Here is a 25826-nt window from a genome sequence, read left to right as displayed (position 1 = left end):
TTCCAGGTTCTGCCGCAGGTGCTGCACGGCCACCGGGCAGGCCACCGCCGCGAACCCACCGCCGCGAACCCATCGCCGCGCTGCGCGCCCGCCACGCCCGGAACCCCGGCCCGGTCGAGCTGGAACGCCTCGTCGACCACTTCGGCGTGGCGGGGGACGAGCGGGCCGAACAGGCCGTGTCGTCGCTGTGCTGCTCCGGCGAACTCGTCCCCGGCACCCTCCAGGTCGAGCCCCACGCCTGCGGCCGGCGTCGAGGACGGCGACTACGACCTGTGAACGGGTCGGGGGCCGCCCACCTCGTCGTGGACGGCCCCCGGGTCGCGCGCGGCGGTCAGATCCTGCCGGTGCCCGCGCCCGCGGTGACGAGCGCCTTCACGTTCGCCGCCGGGTCGGTCGTGTACTGGTAGTAGGTGCGCGGGTCCTGGACGGAGCCGCCCACCACCGGGTTCCCGGACTCACCGGTGAACAGGTTGTCCTTCTGCACGATGTTGCCCTTGGGGCCCGCGTAGCTGGTGGTCATGGGCTCCTCGACGTCGTCGAAGTGGTTGCCCTCCACCCAGCAGCCCGCCTGCGCCTGGCACGCCACGCCGACGTCGCTGTTGTCGAAGAAGTAGTTGTTGAACACGTGGACCGGGTTGCCGAACCGCACGCGCGGGTTGCGCTGCGGGGTCTTGTCGAACCAGTTGTGATGGTAGGTGACCTTCAGGTAGCCGATGTCCTGGGCGCCGTTGCCGTCGTCGTGGCCCAGCAGCATGTTCTTGGTGTGGTTGTGCGTGTGGTTCCACGACACGGTCACGTAGCTGGACCCGCGCTTGATGTCGATCAGGCCGTCCTTGCCCGCCGACAGGTCGTTGTGGTCGATCCAGATGTGGTGGCTGAACATCTGGACGTTGATCGAGTCGTCGTTCGCGCCCCGGAACACCATGTTGCGGATGATCACGTTGTGCACGGCGTTCGCCGGGGGAGAGGTCGCGTTCGACACCGGCAGGCCGACGTTCAGCCCGCCGCCGGTGATGCCCGACGCGGAGCCCACGCCGATGATCGTCTTGTCGGACGACACGTCGTACATGCCGGCCGGCAGGGTGATGAGGCCCTGCACGCGGACCACGCGCGGCCCGTCGGCCTTGATGTTGGCGATGAAGTCGGCGGCGTTGGTGACGGTGACCTCGGGACCGCCCGCGCCTCCGGTGGTGCCGTTCTGGCCGAGCGCGTTCACCGACGCGAAGCCCACCGGTCCTCCGGTCGGCGGGACGGGGCCGTCGGCCGTGCGCGCGGTGACCGCGCCGGACGCGGGCGAGGTGTTGCCGGCCGCGTCGCGGGCCACGACGTAGAACGTGTGGTCGGTGTTCGCGGCCAGGCCCGTGGCGGTGAAGCCAGGCGTGCTCGACGTGCCGACCTGCGCGCCGCCCTGCCGGTGCACCGTGTAGCCGGTGACGCCGACGTCGTCCGTGGAGGCGGTCCAGCCGAGGGTGATGCTGGACGACGTGGACGCCGTGGCGCGCAGGCCGCTCGGGGCGCTGGGCGCGGTGGTGTCCGGGGTCGGGTTGCCGAGCTTGCCGACGCCCGCGCCGGCGCCGACGGAGGCGGGCACGGTGTTCGGGTCGTCCACCGAGTACTGGTAGTAGGTGCGCGGCTCGACGACCGTGCCGTCCGACTCGGGTGCGCCGGAGTTCACGAACACGTTGTTGCGCTGCACCAGGCGGCCGGGGTCCGACTCGAAGATCTGGATCTTCGTCGGCGCGGCGACGTTGTCGAAGTAGTTGCCCTCGACGAGCACGCCCGCGTCCATGGCGGTCGCCGCGCCGTAGGAGTCGGTGCCCCGGATGTTCCGGTAGTAGTTGTTGAACACGTGCACCGGGTCGGCGAACCGCACGCGCGGGTTGCGCTCGGCCGTGCCGTCGAAGAGGTTGTGGTGGTAGGTGATGCGCAGCTTGCCGCGGTCCTGGCCGCCGTTGCCGTCGGAGTGGCCGACGAGCGAGTTCTTCGTCTGGTCGTGGAACCTGTTCCAGGACACGGTGACGTAGTCCGAGCCGCGCTTCACGTCGAGCGCGCCGTCCGAGGCGCCCGAGATGTCGTTGTGGTCGACCCACACGTGGTGCGCGCCGTCGGTGATGTTGATGGCGTCGTCGCCCGCGCCGGTGAAGGTCAGGTTGCGGATGATCACGTTGCTGGTGCCGTCGACGTCCAGGCCGCCACCGGTGATCCGGCCGGCGGTGCCGACCCCGATGATCGTCTTGTCCGAGGCGACGTCCTGCATGCCGCTCAACGGGATCGTGCCGTTGACCTGGATGATCATCGGCGCGCTGCTCTTCACGGCGCTGATGAACGCCGACGCGGTGGAGACCGTCACGGTCGCGCCGCCCGCGCCGCCGGTGGTGCCGTTCCGGCCGAGCGCGTTCACCGACGCGAAGCCGATCGGGGACGCCTCCGCGGCGGCGGCGGGTGTGGTCGCGGTGATGGCCGTGGTGACCCCGCCGATGAGCGTCGCGGCGATCGCCAACGCGGTTGTTCTCCTCACGAGAGTCCTCCATTGGACCGGTGCCGACCTCGTCGTCGGCAGTACGCGGGTTGAGCACCTGGCGGCGATGTCGCCACTTTCAAGGGGTCGGTTCGCGAATGTCAACGAATTTCACAACCGTGCACCTGTTCGACAGATTCGACAGATTTCGACGGTTTATTCGACACCGTTCACGTATGTGCGAGGAATTCATTCCAGGTCGTCTGGAAGATAATCGCGGAATGGTCGCGGGCATTCATCCGGCGTCTTGCGCGCAGGGCGCGGAACCGAGGGGACCGCGCCGCCGGACCGCTGACACGCGTCAGGGGCCGCCCACCCGGAGGTGGACGGCCCCTGACCGGTCGGTCGACTAGCCGCGGACCATCTTGCGGAGCACGTACTGCATGATGCCGCCGTTGCGGTAGTAGTCGGCCTCACCGGGGGTGTCGATGCGGACCACCGCGTCGAACTCCACCTTCGAGCCGTCGCCCTTCGCGGCGGTCACGTGCACCGTGCGCGGCGTGTCGCCGTCGTTCAGCGCGGTGATGCCGGTGAAGTCGAACGTCTCGGTGCCGTCCAGGCCGAGCGACGACGCGGTCTCGCCGTTCGGGAACTGGAGCGGGAGGACGCCCATGCCGATCAGGTTGGAGCGGTGGATGCGCTCGAACGACTCGGCGATGACGGCGCGCACGCCCAGCAGCGAGGTGCCCTTCGCGGCCCAGTCGCGCGACGAGCCGGAGCCGTACTCCTTGCCCGCCAGCACCACCAGCGGCACGCCGGCCTCGGCGTAGGCCACCGACGCGTCGTAGATCGTGGTCTGCGGCGCGCCCTCCTCCAGGAAGTTGCGGGTGAAGCCGCCCTGCACGCCCTGCCCGTTGTTCTCGTCGGCGAGCAGCAGGTTGCGCAGCCGGATGTTGGCGAACGTGCCGCGGATCATGACCTCGTGGTTGCCGCGTCGCGAGCCGTAGGAGTTGAAGTCCTTGCGCTCGACGCCGTGCTCGGTGAGGTACTCGCCCGCGGGCGAGTCGACCTTGATCGCGCCGGCCGGGGAGATGTGGTCGGTGGTCACCGAGTCGCCCAGCAGCGCCAGCACGCGCGCGCCGCCGATCTCGGTCACCGGGGCCGGCTCCATCTCCATGCCCTCGAAGTACGGGGGCTTCCGCACGTAGGTGGAGTCCTCCGCCCACTCGAACGTCTTGCCGGTCGGCGTGGGCAGCGACTGCCAGCGCTGGTCGCCGGCGAACACGTCGGCGTAGCCCTTGGTGAAGCCCTCCGGCGAGATCGACGCGGCGACGACCTCGGAGATCTCCTGCGGCGACGGCCAGATGTCGGCCAGGTACACCGGCTCGCCGTTCTGGTCGGTGCCCAGCGGCTCGGTGGTGATGTCCTTGTCCATCGAGCCGGCCAGCGCGTACGCCACCACGAGCGGCGGGGACGCCAGGTAGTTCATCTTGATGTCCGGGTTGATCCGGCCCTCGAAGTTCCGGTTGCCCGACAGCACCGACACCGCGGCGAGGTCGCCGTGGGCGATGCCCGCCGAGATCTCGTCCTGGAGCGGGCCGGAGTTGCCGATGCACGTGGTGCAGCCGTAGCCGACCAGGTGGAAGCCCAGCTTCTCCAGGTACGGCATGAGGCCGGCGCGCTCGTAGTAGTCCATGACGACCTTGGAGCCCGGCGCCAGGGTGGTCTTCACCCACGGCTTGCGCTCCAGGCCCTTCTCCACGGCCTTCTTCGCGAGCAGCGCCGCGCCGATCATCACCGACGGGTTCGAGGTGTTGGTGCACGAGGTGATCGCGGCGATCGCGACCGCGCCGTGGTCCAGCTCGAACTCGGCGCCGTCCAGGCTCACCTTCACCGGGTTGGACGGGCGGCCCTGGGCGCCCTCGGCGGCGGTGTGGACGACGCGCGGCGCGCCGCCCTCGTCACCGTCGGACAAGGCGGGCGGGTCGCTGGCCGGGAACGACTCGGCGGACGCCTCGTCCACCGGCGAGTCGGCGCCGTAGGGCTGCGTGTTCTGCGGGACGCCCGGCTTGCGCTCCTCGCCGCCGGTGACGTCGTCGCTGACGTACGCGCCGAGCGCCTGCCGGAACGCCGACTTGGCGGCGGTCAGCTCGATGCGGTCCTGGGGGCGCTTGGGGCCGGCGATCGACGGGACGATCGTCGACAGGTCCAGCTCCAGGGACTCGGAGTACACCGGCTCGACCGACGGGTCGTGCCACATGCCCTGCTCCTTGGCGTACGCCTCGACCAGCGCCAGCTGCTCGGCCGAGCGGCCGGTCAGCTTCAGGTAGTCGATGGTCTCGCCGTCGATCGGGAAGATCGCGCAGGTCGAGCCGAACTCGGGGCTCATGTTGCCGATGGTGGCGCGGTTGGCCAGCGGCACCGCGCCGACGCCCGAGCCGTAGAACTCGACGAACTTGCCGACGACGCCGTGCTCGCGCAGCATCTCGGTGATCGTCAGCACCAGGTCGGTGGCGGTGGCCCCGGCGGGCAGCTCGCCGTGCAGCTTGAAGCCGACGACGCGCGGGATCAGCATCGACACGGGCTGGCCGAGCATCGCGGCCTCGGCCTCGATGCCGCCGACGCCCCAGCCGAGCACGCCGATGCCGTTGACCATGGTGGTGTGGCTGTCGGTGCCCACCAGGGTGTCCGGGTACGCCTGGCCGTTGCGGACCATGACGACGCGGGCCAGGTGCTCGATGTTCACCTGGTGCACGATGCCGGTGCCCGGCGGGACGACCTTGAACTCGTCGAACGCGGTCTGCCCCCAGCGCAGGAACTGGTAGCGCTCCCTGTTGCGCTCGTACTCCAGGTCCACGTTCAGCTCGAACGCGTCCGGGCGGCCGAAGATGTCGGCGATGACCGAGTGGTCGATGACCAGCTCGGCCGGGGCCAGCGGGTTGACCTTCGTCGGGTCGCCGCCCAGCTGGGTGACGGCCTCGCGCATGGTGGCCAGGTCGACCACGCAGGGCACGCCGGTGAAGTCCTGCATCACCACGCGGCCCGGGGTGAACTGGATCTCCGTGTCCGGCTCGGCCGACGGGTCCCAGCCGGCGAGGGCCCGCACGTGGTCGGCGGTGATGTTCGCGCCGTCCTCGGTGCGGAGCAGGTTCTCCAGCAGGATCTTCAAGCTGTAGGGCAGGCGCTCCGCGCCGTCGACCGCGCTCAGCCGGAACACCTCGTACGAGGCGTCGCCGACGGTGAGCGTGCCGCGGGCGCCGAAGCTGTCCTTGCTCGCTGGTGCAGTCACGGGAACTCCATCTGGTGACATCTGGTGACGCGCAAAGTCGGTCGGGAACTCTTGGGTCGGAACTGCTGCCGAGTCTTCCGCACCTGCCGGCGCGGTGCTCTCCTGCCCCAAACAGTACGCTTGTCCTGTATGCGGCTTCAACCCGGCCCCACCCCGGTCCGGGCATCATCACACCCGTGGTGCGCCTTGATCGAATCGGCAAGCGCTACGGCCGCGGGCCGTGGGTGCTGCGCGACTTCACGCTCGACGTCGACCCCGGGGAGGTGGTGGCGCTGCGCGGCGGCAACGGGTCGGGCAAGTCCACCGCGCTGCGCGTCGCGGCCGGGGTCACCGCCCCGTCGTCCGGACGCGTCGAGCGCGGCCCGTCGGTCGGGTACGTGCCCGAGCGCTTCCCGACCGGGGTGCGGCTGTCCGCGCACGACTACCTGCGCCACCTGGCCGCCGTGCGCGGCGTGCCCGTGCGCCGGGAACTGCTCGACGACCTCGGTTTCGTCGGCGACCCGGACGCGCCGCTGGCCACCCTGTCCAAGGGCAACGCGCAGAAGGTCGCGCTGGTCCAGGCCCTGCACGCCACCGACCTGCTGGTCCTCGACGAGCCGTGGTCCGGCCTCGACGCGGCGGCCGGCGCGGTGCTGGTGGAGCTGGTGGCGGCCTCCGGGGCGGCCGTCGTGCTCACCGACCACCACGGGCACGACGTGCCCGGCATGCGCGAGGTGGCGCTCGGCTCGGTGCGCGCGGGCGGCGTGGTGATCGAACTCGACCGGGTCGGGGAGTCGCTCCCGCTGATCAGCGGTCTGGAAGGGGTTTCGGAGGCGCGGGCGGTCGGTGGCGGCGCGCGCGTCGAGGTGCGGTCCGGCTGCAGCGACGGCGTGCTCGCCGAGGCGCTGCGGCTGGGCTGCTCGGTGCGGAGCGTGCGGTCGTGACCGCGCTGGTGCGGTACCTGCTCGCCGACGTGCTGCGGACCCAGCGCTGGCTGCCCCCGCTGCTGCTGTTCGCGGCCGTGCTCGGGATGCTCTACGCCTCCGACGCCGGCCCGCCGCTGCCCGCGTACGCCGGGACGTGCGTGCTGGTCTACCCGGTGTCGGCGTGGCTCACCGTGATCATCTCGACCGCCGAGGACCCGGTGCGGCGCTCGATCACCGTCGTCGCGGCCGGCGGCTGGGGCCGCGTGCAGGCCGCCGTGGCGGTGCTGGCGTCCCTCGCCGCCGTGGCGCTCGCCGCGGTGGCCGCGCTGGTGCCCGTGCTGACGCAGCCGCACCCCCACCCGCCGGCGACCGTGCTGGAGGGCTTCGCCGCGCTCGCGGTGTGCGCGCTGGTCGGGGTCGGCGTGGGCGTGCTGTGCGGGCGGCCGGTGATCACCCGGGCCGGCTGGTCGGTGCTCGCGTCCGCCGCCCTCGTCGTGCTCGTGCTCCTGTTCGGCCGCACCCCGCCCGTGGGCAACGTGCTGTGGTCGCTGTCCCACCAGGACGGTGTCACCGGCGCGCTCGCGCTCTCCGGCGTGCTCGCCGTGCTGTTCGTGGTGGCCGCCACCCGGCTCGGGACGGCACTCGGCCCCCGCCGCGGGTGATCCGCGACGGGGGCCGGGAGGTGGTGCGGTCCTACTTGATCGCCTTCAGCAGCTCGTCCAGGTCCTTGGGCTCCAGACCGCGCATCAGCGTCAGGAAGATCTCGCTGTAGGTGCGGAACGGGCTGACGTACCACTTGCCGTCCACCTCGGTGGCGACGACGCCGACGCCGTCCTTGAGCACCTGCGCGCCGACCCGCCCGATGACGTCGATCGCCGCCGCCGGGACGTTGCGGCCGGCCTGCTGCTCCACCAGCTGCGTGATCTCGTCCGCGCACAGCCGCTGCGTCTGGCCCTCGGCCTTGGCCGTGTAGCAGTCGCCGTCACGGGTGATCTCGCCCCGCTCGCCCTTGACCTCCAGCACGAGCCTGCGGACGGTCACCTGCACGCCGCCGGTGACGTCCCTGGTGTCCGTCTCCAGCTCGACGAGCTTCGCGCCGCTCGCGGCCGTCTTGCCGACCTGGTCGAGGATGACCGGGCCGAGGTCCTGGAGCACGCCCATCTCGTCGGGCGGCAGCAGGGCGATGACACCCTCGACGTCGGAGTCGAGCGCCTTCTCCACGAACTGCTTCGCGGCGTCGCCGGCCGAACCCGCGCCGGCGGGCGCGATGCCCTGGGCCGGCCACTTCAGGCCCTCTTCCTCCAGCGCGGCGTGCGCGATGGTGTAGAAGAGGCTCGGGTACCACTCGTCACCGACCTTGATGGTCGCGATGCCGATCGGCTTGCCCTTGCGCTCGTCCTTCACCTTGGCGAAGTCCAGCGTCTCGGTCTGCGGCGCGGCCCGGTCCAGCTCCGCGCCCAGCGCGTCGACCAGCTTGTCGGTCAACGGGATCTGCTTGACGTCCGAGGTGATCGTGATCCTGCCCTCGACCACCTTGTTGATCGTCAGGTGGTCGTTGACCTTCTCCGCGGCGGCCTCGTCGAACTTGATGCCCTCGCTCTTGATCTCGACGCCGCTGAGCTTGTTCGGGTCGGCGTCCTTCTTCAGGATCTCCAGCCGCTTGGCCTCGCTGACGGTGGCCTCGGTGTAGTCCTTGCTCAGCGCCGCCTCGGCGGGCGCCAGGCCGTTCATGATGCCCAGCACGTCACCGCTGCCCAGCGCGCTGAGCAGGTTGTTCGCCGCGGTGGAGGGATTCTCCGAGCCCGCCGCGACGTCGTCGGAGCTGCGCAGCGCCCACACCGTGCCGACCGTGCCCGCGGCGAGCACGAGGACGGCGACGACCGCGGTCACGACCAGGCCGGTGCGCTTCTTCTTCGGCGGTTCGCCGCCGTAGCCGACGGGCGGCTGGCCGAAACCCTGCTGCGGGAAGCCCTGCTGGGGGAAACCCTGCTGCGGGAAGCCCTGCTGCGGGAAGCCCTGCGGGCCGGTCTGCTGGTAGCCGCCCTGCTGGAACTGGGGACCCGCCTGCTGGTAGCCGGGCTGCTGCTGCGGGTAGCCACCCTGCTGGTACCCGGGCTGCTGGGGCTGGCCGTAGGGGTTGTTCTGCGGCGGCCACTCGCCGCCGCCACCTGGGTGGGTCACGGAGATCCTCCTGGACTGCTGTTCGCTGTGCGGGTTTTCGCGGTGAGCACGGTGATCGCCCCTGCGACCCCCAGCACGGCACCACCTAGGGTCACCACCGGTCCGGTCGTGCTGATGCCGATCAGTGCCGCCCCGTCGCCCCCTTGGACGGCGGCAAGAGCCGCCACCGTTCCCGTGATCGTGCCAAAAATCAGCGCGAGGCAGGCGCCGATTCGGGGAAAGCGCATCACCCAGAGGGCCATCGCGCACACCGCGAGGGGGATCAGTCCCACCCACAGGCCCCGCACCAACTCGCCCGGCACGCCGTCCAACCCGGCGAAACCACGGAGCGCGAGCACCTCGTAACTGGTCCTGCGGACCGTCCCGGAGCGCAGCCAGGGCAGGAACGTCCCCACCACGGCTGTGACCAAACCGACAGATCCGAGCCCGACACCCGTCCACGTCCTGCGCACCGCGACATGCTCGCAGGCGTGTGGCACGGTGGTGGCATGGGCGCACGGGACGTGATGGCCGTCGCACGGCGGATCACCGTGCTCACCGGCGCGGGGGTGTCGTTCCCGTCGGGCGTGGCGCGGTTCGCGTTCGCAGCCTCGCCGTACCTCGCCTCGGCGGCGGCGCGGCGCTCGGCGTGGCGGTCCTGGCTGGACGATCCGATGTGGAGCGCGGAACCCAACGCCGCGCACACCGCCCTGGCGGAGCTGGAGCGCGCCGGGCGGGTGCGGTCGCTGCTGACGCAGAACGTCGACGGGCTGCACCAGCGGGCCGGCTCGGCCGCGGTCGTGGAGCTGCACGGGTCGATGGCGCGCGTGGTGTGCGCGTCGTGCGGCGCCGCCGCGCCGGTGGCCGACGCGCTGGCGCAGGTGCGCGCCGGAGCCCCGTACCCGGTGTGCGCGGCCTGCGGGGGCGTGCGGCGCCCTGCGGTGGTGGCCTTCGGCGAACCCGTGCCCGAGCCGGTGCTGCGCGAGGCCCGCACCGCCGTGCTGGACTGCGACGCGCTGCTCGCGGTCGGGACGTCGCTGACCGTGTCGCCCGCCTCGGACCTCGTCGGGCTGGCGGTGCGGGCGGGGGCGGCCGTGGTGGTGGTGAACCCCGAGCCCACGCCGTACGACGGGGTGGCGGCGGCCGTGGTGCGCGCCCCGGCGGAGGAGGCGCTGCCGGAGCTGGTGGCCGTGCCGGTCACCGCGAGCGGGCCGGTGCGCACGTGGGGCGACCCGAGCACCTGGTGAGGTGCCGCCGGTCGCTCCCGCCCGCGGCGCCGTGGTCGAGCACGACCCGGCCCGGCTGCTCGAACCGCTGCCCACCTTCAACCGCACCCGACCGGGTGATGACGACCTCGACCCGGAGGTCGCCGAGATCGGGCCGATCGCCGACCGTGCTGCGCGCGCCCCACGGGGCGGACCGGGGCGCGGCGTCGACTGAGCCCGGCCCGTCAAACCCCGTGTGACCCGTGTGGCTGATGGTGCGTTCGGGCCGAGTGGTGGCACCGCCCGGGTGGTGGCATCGTTCCGTCACGTGATCGCGTTGCCCCGTTCGGCGCAACGCGATGGGCCGTACGGCGGGAGGCGGGTGTCGTGACTCGGTGGGTGGTCCCTGTTGTGCTCGCGCTGGCCTCCGTCGTCGGCCTGGTGGGGGCGGCGGTGGCCGTGCCGCCGCCCCCACCCAACCCCAGTGACGCCGAGATCAGCGCGAGCCGCCGCGACGCCGACGCCAAGGCGGCCCGCGTCGGCGAGCTGACGGGTCGGCTCGCCGACGCGGAGGCCAGGCTCCGGCAGCTGGACGACGACGTCGCGCACGCCATGGAGCTGGCGAACAAGGCGCGCGTCGACCTGGAAACCGCGCGCACCGAGGCGGACGAGGCCCGCCGGGAGGCGGACGCGGCGCGCGTCGAGGCCGACGCCGCCGCCCGGGCCGTCGAGGACGCCCGCGCCGCGCTCGACGAGTTCGCCGCCGCCAGCTACTTCCAGGGCAGCACCGTCGGCTCCGTCTCGGCGTACTTCGGCGCGACGAGCCCCGAGGACCTGCTCGCCCGCGCCCAGCTGCTGGAGGCCGTCGGCGCGTCGGGCCTCGACGCGCTGGACGACGTCGAGCGCGCCCGCGCCGAGAAGGGCAACAAGGACTCCGCCGCCCGCGCCGCGCTCGACCTGGCCGACCGGAAGCAGGCCGACGCCGCCCGGGCCGAGCGCGACGCCGACGACGCCCGTGCCGCCGCAGTGCGGGCGCAGCAGGGCCAGGCAGCCGCCGCGCAGGCCATCCAGGACGACCGCGCGCGCGTCCAGGGCGAGCTGGACCGGGCGCTCGGTGCCGTGGAGGGCCTGGAGGGGCAGCGCGACCGGTACGACCGGTGGCTCGACGACAAGCGCCGCGAGGACGAGGAGGCCGCCCGCCAGGCGGCGCTGGCCGCCGCGCCGCCGCCACAGGCCCCGGCGGCCCGGCCGCAACCCGTCGTGACCGCGCCCGTCGGCGGCGGCGTGGAGACCGTCGTGGCGCGGGCGATGCGGCACCTGGGCGTGCGCTACTCGTGGGGCGGCGGCAACTACGACGGCCCCACGGTCGGCATCCGCGACTGGGGCGTCGGCGACTCGCACGGCGACTACCACAGCGTCGGCTTCGACTGCTCCGGCCTGATGATGTACGCGTTCGCGGGCGTCGGCGTCTACCTGCCGCACTACAGCGGGTACCAGTACAACGCGGGCCGCAAGGTGCCGCTGTCCCAGGCGCGGCGCGGCGACATGCTGTTCTGGGGACCGGGCGGCGGCACGCACGTGGCGCTCTACCTCGGCGGCGGCATGATGGTCGAGGCCCCGCACTCCGGGGCGGTCGTCCGCGTCGCCCCGGTCCGCTACGGCGGCATCATGCCGTTCGCCACGCGCCTGCTCTGACCCCGGCGCCGCCCCCCGGCGGGATCAGGTGCGGGAGAGGGGCGTCCGCAGTCCGCTGACCACCATGTGCACCAGCAGTTCGTAGCTCTCGTCCAGGTCCTCGGGCAGCTGGAACGCGTTCGCCGCCTCCAGCAGGGCGAAACCGTGCACCGCGGCCCGCAGGCAGCGGACCGCGTGGACGGTCGCGGAGTCGTCCATGCCGTACGCGCGCAGGGCGGCCAGCATGATGGCGACCAGTCGTTCGCCGGCCCGCGCCACGCCCGGTTCGGGGGCCTGGACGAGTGCCGAGTAGCGGTGCGGGTGCGCCACGGCGTACTCGCGCCAGGCCAGCATGAGCGCGCGGATCGCCTCGTCGGCGGACCGGCCGAGCACCGCTCCGCCGATCCGCTCGGCCAGTTCGTCCATGATCCGCACCGACATGAGCGCGCGCAGCTCGGCCAGGTTGCGGACGTGCTTGTAGAGCGACGGGGTCGCCACGCCCGCGTGGGACGCCACCGCCGCCAGGGTCGCCGCGGCGGGTCCCCCCTCGTCGACCAGGCGCAGCGCGACGTCGACCAGGGCGTCCGCGGACAGCGCCGCCCTAGCCACGGGTGCCCGCCGTGAGGAAGGCCAGGACCAACGCGGTCACCTCGGCCGGGAACTGCACGTGCGGGTAGTGGCCCGCCCCCTCGACCACCTCCACCCGGCCCAGTCCCGGCGGCATGGCCGCCACGACGCCCTCGCCCTCGGCCCGGGGGTCGGTCCAGTCGGGGTCGAGCGAGCCCTCGACGACCAGCGCGGGGCAGCGGATGTCGCCCAGCCGGGCGCCCGCGTCGGTGGGCGGGGACATGCCCATGCGGCCCAGCACCGCCATCCGACCGGGCCTGCGCAGGTCGGCGTCCAGCGCGGCGACGTGCTCGGCGAAGCCGGCGGGCCGGGCGCCGGGGCAGGCGTGGTCGAGGTAGCGCTTCCACAGCCCGGCGCTGCGGAACAGCCCGGCGCCCATGAGCAGCGCCATGCCCTTGCGGTAGCGGGCGTTGGTCAGCAGGCCGCGGAAGTCCACCTCCTGCGCACGGGTGAACGGGCTGATCTGCACGACGGCGCTGACCGCCCCGGGGTCCACCGCCGCCGCGATGGCGACCGAGCCGCCGGTGAACGAGTGGCCGACGAGCACCGCCGGGCCGCCCAGGTGCCGGACGACGGCGAGCAGGTCGGTCGCCGAGTCGGTGCGGGTGTAGGAGGCCCACCCGGTGCTGGACTCGCCGTGGCCGCGCTGGTCCACCGAGGCCGCGCGGTACCCGTTGTCCGCCAGCCGGGCGGCGACCTCGCGGTAGGCGGCGCGGTTGTCGCCCATGCCGTGGGCCAGTACGACCAGCGGCCCCTCGCCGACCACGTCGTAGGCGAGCCGTCCTCCGTCGAGTTCCAGGAACTCGGTCATGTCGACCCCTCCGGTCAGCTAATGATAATAGCCTGAAAGCTAATGGCATTAGCCGGCTGTGTCAACCGACTCGCGGCGGGCCGGGCCGGGATCAGCGGTCGGCGGGTTCCAGGCGCAGGGCGCGGACCTCCTCGCGCAGCGCCCTGATCTCGTCGGCCAGCGCGGCGTCGCGGTCGGGTGCGGAGGAGTCGGGCGCGGAGGGGTCGGGCTCCATCGCGCTGCACACCACGGCGATGAACAGGTTCAGCATGGTGAACGTGCCGACCAGCAGGTAGACCACGAAGAACAACCACGCCAGCGGTTGGGTGACCATCAGGTCGCGCATCATGTCCGACCAGCCGTCGCCCGTGGTGATCTGGAACAGGGTGAGCACGGTCGAGCCCAGGTCCGCGAAGCGCGCGTCACCGCTGGAGCGGAACAGGTTGATGGCGACCACGCTGCCCACGTACAGCATGAGCAGCAGCAGGCCCGTCAGCGACAGCAGGCCGGGGATCGACCTCACCAGCGCGCTCACCACGCGCCGCATGCTGGGCACCATCGAGACCAGCCGCAGGGCGCGCAGGATGCGCAGCGACCGCACCACGGACAGCGGACCCGCGGCGGGCAGCAGCGAGACGCCGACGACGACCAGGTCGAAGCAGTTCCACGGGTCGCGGAAGAACGTCAGGCGGTGCGCGTAGAGCCGGGCCGCCAACTCGACGACGAAGATCGCCAGTGCGACGTTGTCCACAGCGGACAGCAGCCCGCCGAACGCCGCGACCGCGGCGGACGACGTCTCGCAGCCGAGGGTGATCGCGTTCACCACGATGACGCCGATGACGAAGCGCTGGAAGCGCTTGCCCTCCACGACGTCGCGGACGCGGTCGCGCAGCACCATGCCGGACTCCTTCGCGCACCAGGGGATGTCGGCCACATCGGCGTACCGCTGGTCCCGCTTGAGCCGGCTCACCCGGTCAGGTGTCGAACGCCGCGCGACGGCGCGCACGACCGAACACACACCGTAACGGAGTAAGTGGGTCACCTGCACGGGGTCCCGTTAGGCCAAATGCCACGAGAATGCATACTAGGAGTAGAAAACAGAGGTGAAAGAGTCTCAACTCGGTGAACTCGATCGGCAGGTTATGGAGAATGCGGTGACAGCGGGTTAGTAAGGGGTACCTCGACCTTGGATCGGTGCCGCTCCCGTGAACCACGAACTCATGCACTCCTCCGGTGACGTCTCCACGCTCGTCATCGCCTACGTCGTCGCCGTCATCGGCTCCCTGATCGGCCTGGCCTGCATGGCCCGCGCCCGCACCGAGACGCAGCGGTCGGCCAAGGTCCGCTGGACGGTGTTCGGCGCCCTCGCCATCGGCGGCATCGGCATCTGGCTCATGCACTTCATCGCCATGCTCGGCTTCGACGTGCCCGGTGCCACCGTCAAGTACTCCGCGCCGCTGACCGCGCTGTCCGCCGTCGTGGCCGTCGCCGTGGTCGGCCTCGGGCTGTCGCTGGTCACGCTGGTCCGCTTCACCCGGATGCGACTGCTCCTCGCGGGCGCCCTGGCCGGCCTCGGCGTGGCGGGCATGCACTACCTCGGCATGTCGGCCATCCGCTTCAAGGGCGAGATCGGCTACGACCCGGCGCTGGTCGCCGCCTCCTGCGCGATCGCCGTCGTCGCGGCGACCGCCGCGTTCTGGTTCACCCTCGTCGTCAAGACCACGCAGGCCACCGCCGCGGCCGGCCTGATCATGGGCGTCGCGGTCACCGGCATGCACTACACCGGCATGGCCGCCGTGAGCGTCACCAGCGACCCGACCCTGCCCGCGCCGCAGGGCACCACCGTGTTCGACCTGGTGTTCCCGGTGTTCGTGATCAGCGGCCTGATCGTGGCCGCGCTGCTGTGGCTGCTGTTCACCTCCTCCGAGGAAGCCGTGGGCGAGCCCGCCTGACCGGTACCGTGGGTCCCGTGTGGTCGGCGGTGGTGCTCGCGGGCGGACGCGGCAGCAGGCTCGGCGGCGTCGACAAGGCGTCGGTCGTGGTCGACGGCCGCCCGCTGCTCGGCCACGTGCTCGACGCCGTGGCGGGCGCCGCGGAGACCGTGGTCGTCGGACCGCCCCGGGACGTCCCCGGCCTGGACCTCTCGGGCGTGCGCTGGGCGCGCGAGGAACCGCCGGGCGGCGGACCGCTGGCCGGCCTCGCCGCGGGCCTGGCGCGCGTCACCTCGGACGTCGTGGTCGTGCTCGCGGTCGACCAGCCCGGCCTCACCCGCTCCACAGTGGACCGGCTCAGGTCCGCCGTGGACGGCGGCGCCGGCGCGGTCCTCGTCGACGACGCCGGTCGGGCGCAGTGGCTCACCGGCGCGTGGCGCGCGGACCTGCTGCGCGCGGCCCTGCCCGCCGACCCGCACGGCGCCTCGATGCGCTCCGCGCTCGGCCCGCTGGGCCCCGTCCGCGTCCCCGCGCTGCCCGGCGAGGCTCGCGACGTGGACACGCCCGCCGACCTGTAGACCCTTTACAAGGTCCATACCGCCGGCAGGGGAGACTGGGAACAGTCGCACAACCCTGTTCGAGGAGGACCTTTGTCCGAGCCCGCCGCCGAGGCGCCCAACACGCCGGCTCGTGACGCCCAGTTGCTCGAACGCACCGTGTTCGAGGTCAAGAGGGTGATCGTCGGCCAGGACCGGCTGGTCGAGCGGATGCTCGTCGGCCTGCTCGCCAAGGGCCACCTGCTGCTGGAGGGCGTGCCCGGCGTGGCCAAGACGCTGGCCGTGGAGACCTTCGCCAACGTCGTCGGCGGCTCGTTCTCGCGCGTCCAGTTCACCCCCGACCTGGTGCCCGCCGACATCCTCGGCACCCGCATCTACCGCCAGGGCAGCGAGACTTTCGACGTCGAACTGGGACCTGTCGTGGCGAACTTCGTGCTCGCCGACGAGATCAACCGCGCGCCCGCCAAGGTGCAGTCCGCGATGCTGGAGGTCATGGCCGAGCGGCACGTGTCCATCGGCGGCAAGACGTTCCCGATGCCCACCCCGTTCCTCGTGCTGGCCACCCAGAACCCGATCGAGAACGAGGGCGTCTACCCGCTGCCCGAGGCCCAGCGCGACCGGTTCCTGTTCAAGATCCAGGTCGAGTACCCGACGGCCGAGGAGGAGCGGGAGATCGTCTACCGGATGGGTGTCGAGCCGCCGGTGCCCGCCCAGGTCCTCGGCGCGGACGAACTGGTCCGCCTCCAGGGCGTGGCCTCCCGCGTGTTCGTGCACCACGCGCTGGTCGACTACGTCGTGCGGCTCGTCATCGCCACCCGCGCGCCCAAGGAGCACCAGCTCACCGACGTGGCCGGGTGGGTCGCCTACGGCGCCTCGCCGCGCGCCAGCCTCGGCATCATCGCCGCCGCCCGCGCCCTCGCGCTGGTGCGCGGCCGCGACTACGTGCTGCCGCAGGACGTCGTGGACGTCGTGCCCGACGTGCTGCGCCACCGCCTCGTGCTGTCCTACGACGCGCTGGCCGACGGCGTGCCGCTGGACCACATCATCACGCGCGTGCTCCAGACCGTGCCGCTGCCGCAGGTCTCCGCCCGCCCGTCGGCGCCGCAGCCCGCGGGCAGGCCGTGACCGAGACCACCGGCGACGACACCGCCGGCGACCGCCCGAGCTGGGCGCCGCCGGTCCTGCACGGCGGCCGCATGGAGGCGGCGCTGCGCACGCTCGAACTGGAGGTCCGCCGCAGGCTCGACGGCCTGCTCCAGGGCAACCACCTGGGCCTGGTCCCCGGACCGGGCTCCGAGCCCGGCGAGGCGAGGCCCTACCAGCCCGGCGACGACGTGCGGCGGATGGACTGGGCGGTCACCGCCCGCACCACCGTGCCGCACATCCGGGAGACCGTGGCCGACCGCGAGCTGGAGACGTGGCTCGCGATCGACCTCTCGCCCAGCCTCGACTTCGGCACGGCGGTGTGCGAGAAGCGCGACCTGGTGGTCGCCGCCACCGCCGCCGTGGCGCACCTCACGCGCGGCGGCGGCAACCGGATCGGCGCGCTGGTGTCCACCGGCGAACAGCTGGTCCGGGTGCCCGCCCGCGGCGGCCTCGCGCACTCGCGCGGCCTCATCCGCAAGGTCGCCGAGACCCCCCGCGCCCCCGAGGGCACCCGCGGCTCGCTGGCCGAGGTGGTCGAGCAACTGCGCCGCCCGCCCCGCCGCCGCGGCCTGGTCGTGGTGATCTCCGACTTCCTCGGCGGCTACGAGTGGCAGCGCCCCCTCAAGGCCCTGTCCGCCCGGCACGACCTGGTCGCCATCGAGGTCGTCGACCCCCGCGACGTCGACCTGCCCGACGTGGGCACGGTCGTGCTGGCCGACCCCGAGTCGGGCCGCCAGCGCGAGGTCGTCGCCTCGCCGCTGCTGCGCCGCGAGTTCGCCGCCGCGGCGGCCGAGCACCGCGCCGGGGTCGCCGCCGGCCTGCGCCAAGCGGGCGCGGGCCACCTCGTGCTGCGCACCGACTCCGACTGGATCGCCGACACCGTGCGCTTCGTGGTCGCCCGCAAGCGGCGCTGGTCGGGAGGGGTGGCCTGATGAGCCTGACCGGGTTCGCCGCGCCGTGGTGGTTCCTGCTGCTGATCGCGGTCGCCGCGGTCGCCGCGCTGTACGTCGTGCTCCAGCGCGTGCTGCGCAAGCGGACGCTGCGCTTCGCCAACCTGCCGATGCTGGAGAAGGTCGCCCCGAAGCGGCAGGGCTGGTACAAGCACGTGCCGCCCGCGCTGCTGCTGGTCGCGTTCATCCTGCTGACCGTGGCGCTGGCCGGGCCGACCGCCGAGCAGAAGGTGCCGCGCAACCGCGCCACCGTGATGCTGGTCATCGACACCTCGCTGTCTATGAAGGCCACCGACGTCAAGCCGTCCCGCCTGGAGGCCGCGCAGGTGGCGGCCAAGTCGTTCGCCGACGGCCTCACCCCCGGCATCAACCTGGGCCTGATCTCGTTCGCCGGGTCGGCCACCGTGCTGGTCGCGCCGACCACCGACCGGAGCGCGGTCACGGCCGGCATCGACGGGCTCAAGCTCGCCCAGTCGACCGCCACCGGTGACGCCATCGTGGCGGCCCTCGCGGCGATCGACTCGTTCGGCAAGGTCGTCGGCGGCGCGGACGGCCCGCCGCCGGCGCGCGTCGTGCTGATGACCGACGGCAAGGAGACCGTCGGCACGCGCAAGGCGTTCGACGCGGCCGAGGACGCCAAGAAGGTGGGCATCCCCATCTCCACCATCTCGTTCGGCACCGAGGAGGGCGTCGTCGAGATCGAGGGGCGGCGCCAGGACGTGCCGGTGGACGACGACTCCATGAAGGAGATCGCGAAGCTCTCCGGCGGCGAGTTCTTCAAGGCGGCCAGCGCCGAGGAGCTGCGGCGGGTCTACGACACGCTCGGCGAGCAGATCGGCTACGAGAAGAAGCAGACCGACGCGTCCCGGCCGTGGGTCGCGCTGGGCACCGTGCTGGGCCTGCTGGCCGTGGCGGGCGCCCTGGTCTTCGGGCAGCGGCTGCCCTGACCGCGCGGGGGCGTGCCCGGCACGCCCCCGCGCCGCGTCAGCCGTGCAGGTCCCGGTAGACGGCCGCCGCGCCGGGGTGCAGGGGCACGCCGACCGTGCCGATGAGGCTGCGCGCGTCGAGGAACTGGGTGCCCAGCGTCTGCTCCGGCACCAGGGCGGCGGCGCGCGAGACGAGGGTGCGGGTGATCGCGGCAGCCACCGCGTCGTCCAGCGGCGCCCGGCACACCAGCAGATTCGCCACCCCGATCGTGGGCACCTCGCGCGCCGCGCCGTACACGCCCACCGGCACCGGCACCCGGTCGTACACCGAGCCGTGCGCCTCCCGCAGGCCCGGCACCAGCTCGCCGAGCGGCAGCAGCCGGATGCGGGACAGGTCCCGGAGCCGGGGCGTGGGCACGCCGCCCGACCACAGCACCGCGTCGATCCGCCCGTCGGCCAGCGCCTCCGCCGCGTCGCCCAACCTGTGGTGCACCACCCGCACCGACCCGCGCAGGCCCAGGGCGTCGAGCATCCGCCAGCCGGTCAGCGACGCGCCGGAGCCCGCCGCGCCCAGCGACACGGTCCGCCCGGCGAGGTCCGCGGCGACCCGCGCCGGGTCGTCCTCCCGCACCACCAGCTGGAGGTAGTTCTCGTAGACGCGGCCGAGCGCGCGCAGCTCCAGGGCCGGGTCGGCGACGTGGGCGGCGTCGGCCAGGGTCAGCGCCACCCGCGCCCGGCCGTCGGCGAGCAGGTCCAGGTTCGCCAGGCTGCCCTCGGTCTCCAGCACCCGGCCGCGCACCCCGGTCAGCTGGGCGACGAGCAGCGTGGCGAAGTCGAAGTACATGCCGCCGCGCTCACCGCCGGCGATCACCACCTCCGGGGACGGCGCGCCCCCCGTGCACCCGGCCGCGCCACCGGCCGCGAGCAGACCCAGCAGGAACGCCCGCCGGCCCACCCCGGCCGTCACAGCGCCGGCTCCAGCGGCAGGGTCACCCGGGCGGTGAGGCCGGTCGCGCCGCCGTCGCCCGACGAGAGCGCCAGCACACCGCCCCGGGCCCGCACCAGCTGGTCGGCGATCGCCAGGCCCAACCCCGTGCCGGGCTGGTCGGACGGGCCGCGCCAGAACCGCCCGGTGGCCAGCACCAGCTCCTCCGGCGTCATCCCCGGCCCGTCGTCGCGCACTTCGACCCACCCCGTCCCGGCGGCGCGGTCCGCGCCCAGCGACACCCGCACCCCGCCCCCGTACTTCACCGCGTTGTCCAGCAGCACGTCCAGCACCTGCGCCAGGTCGGACTCCGGGCAGCGCACCAGCACCGGCAGCGGGGGCGTCGACGGCACCGGCACCTGCCAGAACCCGGCCCGGTCCACCGCCACCGCGCCCACGTCGGCCAGTTCCGGCTCGCGCCCGCCCGCCGCCACCTCCGTCGCCGTGCTCTCCGCCGCGGCCAGCGCGAGCAGGCCGCCCAGCAGCGACTCCAGCCGCTCGATCTCGGTGACGCTCGCGGTGTAGGCGTCCACGCCGCCCGGCCGCACCTGGCCGCCCAGCGCGTCCATTCGCAGCCGCAGCGCCGCCATCGGGTTGCGCAGCTGGTGCGAGGCGTCCGCGACGAGCCTGCGCTGCTGGTCGGCGGCCTCGGTGACCGCGTCGGACATCCGGTTGAACGACTCCGACAGCTCCCGCACCTCCGGCGGCCCGCTGCTGCCCGGCACGTGCGCCCGCCGCTCGCCCGCGGCCACCGCGCGCACTCCGACCGCCAACTCCGCCATCGGCTTGAGCAGCCACCGCGCCACCACCTGCACCAGCAGGACCGACACGACCGCCGCGGCCAGCGCGCCGCCGAGCACCCACAGCCACCGCGTCGTCACGTCCGCCGCCGCGCGGTCCACGGACGCCCGCAGCACGACCGCGCCCGCCACCCTCGTGCCGGTGCCGACGGGGCGCGCGAACACCACGTGCCCGGACGACCAGGGCGTCAGCGTCGGCACGGACGGCGCGGGCTGGTTGCGCAGCGCCGCGTCCAGGGCCTGCGCGAACAGCGGGTCCCCGGCCGACATGCCGGCCTGCGCGACCGGTCGGCGCCCCGCGTCGACCACCACCACGGGCTCGCCGTACAGCGCGACGTACGCCCGCACCTCGTCCTCCAGCGCCGCGTCGTCGCCGGTCGTCGCCGCGTGCTGGGCGAGCACGGCGAACCGGTCCAGGTCGGCGGTGCGGCTGAGCACGAACCGCTGCGTGCGCTCGGCGGACGTGGTGGCCAGCAGGGGCACCGCGAACCCGGCCACGGCGGCGGCGGAGAACAGCAGCAGCACCAGCAGCAGGCGGCGGCGCACCTACTCGCCCAACCGGTAGCCGAAGCCGCGGATCGTGGTCAGCAGGCCGGGGCGGGCCAGCTTCGCCCGCAAGCCCGCCACGTGCACGTCCAGCGACCGCGACACGGCCAGGTACGCGTCACCCCACACCTCGTCCATGACCTGCTGGCGGCTCACCGCCGTGCCCGCCCGCCCGGCCAGCGCGGCCAGCACGTCGAACTCCTTCGTGGTCAGCGCGACCTCGACGCCGCCGACCACCACCCGCCTGGCCTCCAGGTCCACCTCGACGTCGCCCACCCGCACCGCGCGGTCCCCGGGGCCGGTGCGCGCCGCGCTGCGCCGCGCCACCGCGTCCATCCGGGCCAGCAGTTCGCCCAGGCGCACCGGCTTGACCAGGTAGTCGTCCGCGCCCAGGCGCAGGCCGCGCACGATCGACCGCTCGTCGCCGCGCGCGGTCAGCACCAGGACGGGCACCGGTGAGATCCGGCGCACCTTGCGCAGCACCTCCAGGCCGTCCAGGTCGGGCAGGCCGAGGTCGAGCAGCAGCAGGTCGAAGCCCCGGTGGGCGAGCAGGGCGTCGGCGCCCCGCGCCACCCTGCTGGGGCGGTGCCCGTTGTCCACCAACGCCGCCACGAGCGCCCCGGCGACCCCGTCGTCGTCCTCGACGAGCAGCACGCGCACCACGTCACCCCCTTCGGTTGCGGCGATTATGGTCCGCCGGGTGTAAAAAATGGGACGTGAGCATGCAGGAGCACGTCCCGGCCGGCCAACTGGACGAGGCGACCGAGGCGCTGGAGGAGTTGGCCGGCGTGCTGGCCGACGACCAGTCGATGGAGGACGCGCTCCGGCAGTTGGCCGAGTCCGTGTCCCGCGTCATCCCGGACGCGGAGGACGTCTCGGTGACCGTGGTGACCCCCGAGGGCGCGTCCACGGCCGCGGCGACCGACGAGAGGGTCGTCGCGATCGACAGCGACCAGTACGCGGCGGGCAACGGGCCGTGCCTGGAGGCCGCGCGCACCCGCAGACCCGTGCGGGCCACCCGCGAGGACGGCAGGCGGAGGTGGCCGGAGTTCGCCCGCGCCGCGGAGCGGGCCGACGTGTGCGCCTACCTGTCCGCGCCGCTCGTCATCGACGACGACGTGATCGGCTCGCTCAACCTCTACAGCTCGCGGGAGAGCGCCTTCGACCCGTTCGACGAGGCCCTGCTCCGGTTGTTCACCACCGCCGCGTCCACCACCATCACCGGCTTCCGCCGCTACGACCGGTCGCGCGCGCTCATCCGGCACCTCCAGGCGGCGCTGGAGTCGCGCGCCGAGATCGACCAGGCCAAGGGCGTGCTCATGGCCGCGCACGGCATCGACGACAGCGAGGCGTTCGCCCGGCTCGTCGCCGAGTCGCAGCGGCACAACACCAAGCTCCGCGACGTCGCCCGCAACCTGCTGGCGTCCGTGCGCCGGCCCTGATTTGTCACGCGCCTGACAAAAGGAGAATGTGCTTTTCGGTTTGCGGCAACAGCCGGGAATCGGGCGTTTCAGGATCTTCTCGTGCTGGTTACAGTGTCTACGGAAAGGCGATTTACCCATTACCGGCCCGAGGAGGAGCATGCGCAAGAACCGTGTCGCCCTGGTGGGTTGCGCCGCCGCGGCCACCGCCGCGCTTTCCGCGTGCACCGGTGAGCCGGCGCCCACCATGAGGGCGTTCGACACGCCGCAGGCGCTGGGCGAGGCCAGCAAGGTCGCCGCCGAGGCCAAGGGCTGGGTGACCGTCGACCTGGACCTCGCCACCAACGGCAGGGGCAGTTGCGGGCTGCGCACCGACGACTTCGCGGCCTCCTGCCGGATCTCCACCGCGGGCGCCGAGGAGGTCGCGTACGTGATGGTGCCGGAGGGCATCTTCGTGCGCATCCCGGAGGGCCAGGCGCCGCAGCCGGACAAGCCGTGGCTCAAGCTCGACCCGGACGACCCGGAGAACGCGCTGGGGCGGGCGATGGCGGGCGTGGCCGTGCACATCCGCGACACCGCCGACATCCGCAAGGCGTTGCCGGAGGGCGCGGAGATCGTGGCGAAGGCGGAGGAGGAGCTGTCCGGCAGGAAGACCGTCCGGTACACCGCCCACGTGACCGTCGACGGCCGTGCCTCGGTGCTCACGCTGTGGGTGGACGACCACGACCTGCCGGTGAAGACCCAGGTGAGCACGCCGGTCGAGGGCGGGAACGCGGTGAACGTCGTGGCGAACTACCGCGACTGGGGCGCGCCGGTCGACATCGCGCCGCCCACGCCGGAGCAGATCGGCCAGTTGCCGTCCCTGTCCGGTTAGCGGACCCGCGCGGAGGGGGCCGGTCCGCGGACCGGCCCCCTCCGCGCGTCCGGATCAGGTGCGGCGGCGCGTGTGGCGCAGGTAGAGCAGGGCGCCGGCGCCCAGGGCGAGCAGGCCGCCGCCGAGGACCAGGGGTCCGCGGACCGACGTGCCGGTGTAGGCGAGCTTGCCGCCGCCGCCCGGCGCGGGCGGGGGTGCGACCGGCTCGGTCGTCGTGGTCGTGGTGCTGCTGGTCGACGACGACGCGGTGGTGGTGGTCGTCGGGTCGGTGGTGGTCGGCGACGTGGTGGTGGTCGCCCCACCGGTGGTCGTCGTGGTGACGCCCGACGTCGTGGTGGTCGTGGTGGTGGTCGTCGGCCGGGTCGTGGTGGTCGTGCTGGTGGTGGGCTCGGTGGTCGTGGTCGTGGTCGTCGGGTCGGTGGTGGTCGGGTCCGTCGTCGTGGTCGGGTCGGTGGTCGTCGGGTCCGTGGTGGTCGGGTCCGTGGTGGTCGTCGGGTCCGTCGTCGTCGTGGTCGGGTCCGTGGTGGTCGTCGTGGGGTCGGTCGTCGTGGTGGTCGTGGTGGTCGTGGTGGTCGTGGTCGGTGTGTTCGGCCGGACGGTGAACTCGTGCAGCAGCGTGTCCTGGCCGGGGTTGAGCGTGCACGGCGAGGTGAACGTGCCCAGGCCAGTCTCGGTGCCGTCGGCCCTGAGCGGTGTCAGGGTCGTCTCGAAGTCGCCGATCGTGATGGTCGTGCGGCCCGCGTTGGGGAAGGTCACCGGCGGGGTGCTGCCGGTCGCGATGGTGTCGAACGGCCCGGAGGGGGGCACGTCCGTCCTGGCCACGACCAGGTCCGGCACGATGTCGATGGTGGAGCCCGCGTTGTCGATCGTGGTCCGCGCCTTCGCGGTACCCGCCACGGTCGCCGCGCCCACCAGCGCCAGGCCCTGCGTGGCCAGGTCCGGCACGGTGGCGGTCGCGGTGACCCGCGTCGCGGGTGTCTCCTCGCCGACCGCGGGGTTGTCGGGCAGGTCCTCCACGACGATCCGCACGCTCATGTCCTGCGCGCCGATCAGCGGGAACGGACAGTTGTAGACCAGTGTCAGCTCCGCCGTCGCGGCGCTGCCGACGCCCGCGCCGAGCAGCGCCGAGCCGCCGACCACGACCGCGCTGAGGCCCGCCGCGGCCACCCGGTGTCGCACTCTCATGTCAGGTTCTCTCCTGGGAACGACCCGGGCGGGCCGGCGCGTGCGCGCCGACCCGCCGGGTGGGGGTGGGGGTCACTTCCTGGCGATGGTCAGGTCGAGCGTGTTGCCGGAACCGGGGATGCTGATGTTGACGACCGGCGTCACCAGGCCGCAGCCCTCGAACCTCGCGATCGAGTAGGTGCCGGTGAGCCCGCCGCCGTTCAGCGGGTCGAAACCGGGCTTGGAGAGGAGGTCGATGACGCTCGGCGTCACCGTGGCGCACCGGTCGGTCGGCTTCACGACCTGGATGCCCAGGACCCGGACGTCGGTCAGCCGGATGCCGGCGGTGGTCCGCGCGGTCACCGCGCCGGCCGTGATGGTGCCGGTGGTCCTGCCCTGCGGGACCAGTCGCACGGTCGCCGTGGTGGGCACGAGGCCGAACAGCGTGAAGTTGCCCCGGGCGTCCGGCAGCGCGAGGTCCCCGGCGAACGTGCCGCCGAGCAGGTCGACCTCGGTGGCCAGGGTGCCCGGTCCGAGCGGCAGGTCCGAGCCGAGCTTCTTGATGGTCGACTTGCCGGTGACGTCGTAGGTGATCTCCAGCGGCTCGTTCGGCGGGGCCGTGGTCGTCGTCGTGGTCGTCGGCTCAACCGTGGTGGTGGTCGTCGTGGTGGTGGTGGTGGTGGTGGTGGTCGTGGTGGGGTCGGTCGCGGGGGCGACGGTGAACTCGTGGAGCAGGGTGGTCTGGCCCGGCTTGAGCGTGCAGTCCGACGTGAACGTGCCCAGGCCGGTCTCGGTGCCGTCGGCCTTGAGCGGCCTCAGGGTGGTGCTGAAGTTCCCGATCGAGATGGTCGTGCGGCCCGCGTTGGCGAAGGTCACCGGCGGGGTGCTGCCGGTCGCCACGGTGTCGAACGCCCCGGAGGCGGGCACGTTCGTCCTGGCCACCACCAGGTCGGGCACGATCTCCAGCGGCGTGCCCGCGTTGTCGATCGTGGTCTGCGCCTTCGCGGTGCCCTCCACGGTCGCCGCGCCCACCAGCGCCAGGCCCTGCGTCGCCGTCGGCGGCACGGTCGCGGTCGCGGTGACCCGCGTCGCCGGCGTCTCCACGCCGACCACCGCCGAGTCCGGCAGGTCGGCCACGTCGATCTTCACGCTCATGTCCTGCGTGCCGATCAGCGGGAACGGACAGCTGTAGACCAGGGTCAGGCTCGCCTCGGCGGCCTGACCGGCCCCGACGCCCGCGAACGCGACGGAGCCGACCACCGCCGCCGCGACCGCGAGTCCGCCGACCGCCGTCCGACCAGTCCGTTTCAGCATGTGCTTCTCCTCGTCGAGAGCAGTGCGAAAACACGAATCGCATGGCTACTGGTCGGTAAACTAGCTTTGGGGTGACACCCTCTGCAAGCATTGTCCGAGCATTT

At 73.0% G+C, this 25826-nt stretch carries 25 protein-coding genes; 13 read left to right on the top strand and 12 right to left on the bottom strand.

Going from position 1 to position 25826, the window contains the following annotated elements; genetic code table 11:
• Positions 1 to 146: 146 nt before the first annotated feature.
• The gene (locus tag J2S66_RS16890) at positions 147 to 407 is read left to right on the top strand and encodes a hypothetical protein (protein ID WP_310308058.1); all 261 of its coding nucleotides are present in this window, start codon (positions 147 to 149) and stop codon (positions 405 to 407) included.
• On the opposite strand, the gene J2S66_RS16885 is transcribed toward J2S66_RS16890, so the two are convergent.
• Together J2S66_RS16885 and J2S66_RS16880 are read right to left on the bottom strand one after the other, a co-directional pair.
• The gene (locus J2S66_RS16885; RefSeq protein WP_310308057.1) at positions 332 to 2518 is read right to left on the bottom strand and encodes a pectate lyase family protein; all 2187 of its coding nucleotides are present in this window, start codon (positions 2516 to 2518) and stop codon (positions 332 to 334) included. The two genes, J2S66_RS16890 and J2S66_RS16885, sit on opposite strands and share 76 nt — an antisense overlap.
• Before the next feature lie 349 nt (positions 2519 to 2867).
• Positions 2868 to 5768: an aconitate hydratase gene (locus tag J2S66_RS16880; protein WP_374726088.1), complete on the bottom strand. Its 2901-nt coding sequence runs from the start codon at positions 5766 to 5768 to the stop codon at positions 2868 to 2870.
• Between the two features lie 158 nt (positions 5769 to 5926).
• On the opposite strand from J2S66_RS16880, the gene J2S66_RS16875 reads away from it, so the two are divergent.
• Both J2S66_RS16875 and J2S66_RS16870 read left to right on the top strand, forming a co-directional pair.
• Positions 5927 to 6670: an ATP-binding cassette domain-containing protein gene (locus J2S66_RS16875; protein WP_310308055.1), complete on the top strand. Its 744-nt coding sequence runs from the start codon at positions 5927 to 5929 to the stop codon at positions 6668 to 6670.
• Complete coding sequence (locus J2S66_RS16870) at positions 6667 to 7314, top strand: hypothetical protein (protein WP_310308054.1); 648 nt, start codon at positions 6667 to 6669, stop codon at positions 7312 to 7314. Before J2S66_RS16875 ends, J2S66_RS16870 begins: the two co-directional genes overlap by 4 nt.
• A gap of 31 nt (positions 7315 to 7345) precedes the next feature.
• On the opposite strand, the gene J2S66_RS16865 is transcribed toward J2S66_RS16870, so the two are convergent.
• Positions 7346 to 8833 (bottom strand): proline-rich domain-containing protein, encoded by a 1488-nt coding sequence (locus tag J2S66_RS16865; protein WP_310308052.1) that lies wholly within the window; start codon positions 8831 to 8833, stop codon positions 7346 to 7348.
• A complete protein-coding gene (locus J2S66_RS16860; protein ID WP_310308050.1) occupies positions 8830 to 9231 on the bottom strand; it encodes a hypothetical protein in 402 nt (133 codons plus the stop codon). Before J2S66_RS16860 ends, J2S66_RS16865 begins: the two co-directional genes overlap by 4 nt.
• Positions 9232 to 9321: 90 nt before the next feature.
• Between J2S66_RS16860 and J2S66_RS16855 the strand changes: the two genes are divergently transcribed.
• From J2S66_RS16855 to J2S66_RS16845, 3 genes are all read left to right on the top strand, one after another.
• The gene (locus J2S66_RS16855) at positions 9322 to 10059 is read left to right on the top strand and encodes an SIR2 family NAD-dependent protein deacylase (protein ID WP_310308048.1); all 738 of its coding nucleotides are present in this window, start codon (positions 9322 to 9324) and stop codon (positions 10057 to 10059) included.
• A gap of 1 nt (position 10060) precedes the next feature.
• Entirely contained in the window at positions 10061 to 10252 is a 192-nt protein-coding gene (locus tag J2S66_RS16850; RefSeq protein WP_310308046.1) for a hypothetical protein, read from the top strand.
• A 164-nt stretch (positions 10253 to 10416) separates the two neighbouring features.
• Positions 10417 to 11712 (top strand): NlpC/P60 family protein, encoded by a 1296-nt coding sequence (locus tag J2S66_RS16845; protein WP_310308045.1) that lies wholly within the window; start codon positions 10417 to 10419, stop codon positions 11710 to 11712.
• A 24-nt stretch (positions 11713 to 11736) separates the two neighbouring features.
• Here J2S66_RS16845 and J2S66_RS16840 read toward each other — a convergent pair whose 3' ends face one another.
• From J2S66_RS16840 to J2S66_RS16830, 3 genes are all read right to left on the bottom strand, one after another.
• Positions 11737 to 12300: a TetR/AcrR family transcriptional regulator gene (locus tag J2S66_RS16840; RefSeq protein ID WP_310308044.1), complete on the bottom strand. Its 564-nt coding sequence runs from the start codon at positions 12298 to 12300 to the stop codon at positions 11737 to 11739.
• Complete coding sequence (locus J2S66_RS16835) at positions 12293 to 13129, bottom strand: alpha/beta fold hydrolase (protein ID WP_310308042.1); 837 nt, start codon at positions 13127 to 13129, stop codon at positions 12293 to 12295. The genes J2S66_RS16840 and J2S66_RS16835 overlap by 8 nt, the downstream gene beginning before the upstream one ends.
• Before the next feature lie 91 nt (positions 13130 to 13220).
• Complete coding sequence (locus tag J2S66_RS16830; protein ID WP_310308041.1) at positions 13221 to 14078, bottom strand: ion transporter; 858 nt, start codon at positions 14076 to 14078, stop codon at positions 13221 to 13223.
• A 235-nt stretch (positions 14079 to 14313) separates the two neighbouring features.
• Here J2S66_RS16830 and J2S66_RS16825 point away from each other — a divergent pair, with 235 nt between their 5' ends.
• The 5 genes from J2S66_RS16825 to J2S66_RS16805 all read left to right on the top strand — a co-directional run bounded on the left by J2S66_RS16825 (position 14314) and on the right by J2S66_RS16805 (position 18639).
• Positions 14314 to 15060: an MHYT domain-containing protein gene (locus J2S66_RS16825; RefSeq protein ID WP_310308040.1), complete on the top strand. Its 747-nt coding sequence runs from the start codon at positions 14314 to 14316 to the stop codon at positions 15058 to 15060.
• A gap of 17 nt (positions 15061 to 15077) precedes the next feature.
• Positions 15078 to 15617 (top strand): molybdenum cofactor guanylyltransferase, encoded by a 540-nt coding sequence (gene mobA / locus J2S66_RS16820; protein WP_310308039.1) that lies wholly within the window; start codon positions 15078 to 15080, stop codon positions 15615 to 15617.
• A 72-nt stretch (positions 15618 to 15689) separates the two neighbouring features.
• On the top strand, positions 15690 to 16721 hold the full coding sequence (locus J2S66_RS16815; protein WP_310308038.1) for an AAA family ATPase: 1032 nt from the start codon (positions 15690 to 15692) through the stop codon (positions 16719 to 16721).
• Between the two features lie 71 nt (positions 16722 to 16792).
• Positions 16793 to 17674 (top strand): DUF58 domain-containing protein, encoded by an 882-nt coding sequence (locus J2S66_RS16810; RefSeq protein ID WP_310314839.1) that lies wholly within the window; start codon positions 16793 to 16795, stop codon positions 17672 to 17674.
• Positions 17674 to 18639, top strand: coding sequence for a VWA domain-containing protein (locus J2S66_RS16805; protein ID WP_310308036.1), 966 nt, complete (start codon positions 17674 to 17676; stop codon positions 18637 to 18639). The genes J2S66_RS16810 and J2S66_RS16805 overlap by 1 nt, the downstream gene beginning before the upstream one ends.
• A gap of 37 nt (positions 18640 to 18676) precedes the next feature.
• Here the strand turns inward: J2S66_RS16805 and J2S66_RS16800 are convergent, their stop codons facing one another.
• The 3 genes from J2S66_RS16800 to J2S66_RS16790 are packed head-to-tail and all read right to left on the bottom strand — an operon-like array spanning position 18677 to position 21609.
• A complete protein-coding gene (locus J2S66_RS16800; protein ID WP_310308035.1) occupies positions 18677 to 19585 on the bottom strand; it encodes a TAXI family TRAP transporter solute-binding subunit in 909 nt (302 codons plus the stop codon).
• Positions 19582 to 20949, bottom strand: coding sequence for a HAMP domain-containing sensor histidine kinase (locus J2S66_RS16795; RefSeq protein WP_310308034.1), 1368 nt, complete (start codon positions 20947 to 20949; stop codon positions 19582 to 19584). Before J2S66_RS16795 ends, J2S66_RS16800 begins: the two co-directional genes overlap by 4 nt.
• A complete protein-coding gene (locus J2S66_RS16790) occupies positions 20950 to 21609 on the bottom strand; it encodes a response regulator transcription factor (RefSeq protein ID WP_310308033.1) in 660 nt (219 codons plus the stop codon). It abuts the gene before it with no gap.
• A gap of 62 nt (positions 21610 to 21671) precedes the next feature.
• Between J2S66_RS16790 and J2S66_RS16785 the strand changes: the two genes are divergently transcribed.
• The gene (locus tag J2S66_RS16785) at positions 21672 to 22391 is read left to right on the top strand and encodes an ANTAR domain-containing protein (protein WP_310314837.1); all 720 of its coding nucleotides are present in this window, start codon (positions 21672 to 21674) and stop codon (positions 22389 to 22391) included.
• A 139-nt stretch (positions 22392 to 22530) separates the two neighbouring features.
• Positions 22531 to 23244, top strand: coding sequence for a hypothetical protein (locus J2S66_RS16780; RefSeq protein WP_310308031.1), 714 nt, complete (start codon positions 22531 to 22533; stop codon positions 23242 to 23244).
• Between the two features lie 54 nt (positions 23245 to 23298).
• Here J2S66_RS16780 and J2S66_RS16775 read toward each other — a convergent pair whose 3' ends face one another.
• Together J2S66_RS16775 and J2S66_RS16770 are read right to left on the bottom strand one after the other, a co-directional pair.
• Positions 23299 to 24429, bottom strand: a complete 1131-nt coding sequence (locus tag J2S66_RS16775; protein ID WP_310308030.1) for a DUF6801 domain-containing protein — start codon at positions 24427 to 24429, stop codon at positions 23299 to 23301.
• A 72-nt stretch (positions 24430 to 24501) separates the two neighbouring features.
• A complete protein-coding gene (locus J2S66_RS16770; RefSeq protein ID WP_310308029.1) occupies positions 24502 to 25722 on the bottom strand; it encodes a DUF6801 domain-containing protein in 1221 nt (406 codons plus the stop codon).
• Between the last annotated feature and the right edge of the window lie 104 nt (positions 25723 to 25826).

It is taken from the genome of Saccharothrix longispora (assembly GCF_031455225.1).
GTDB classification, from domain to species: domain Bacteria; phylum Actinomycetota; class Actinomycetes; order Mycobacteriales; family Pseudonocardiaceae; genus Actinosynnema; species Actinosynnema longispora.
The sequence above is the reverse complement of the archived record's forward strand: the minus strand, read 5'-3'. Positions and strand labels throughout refer to the sequence as shown.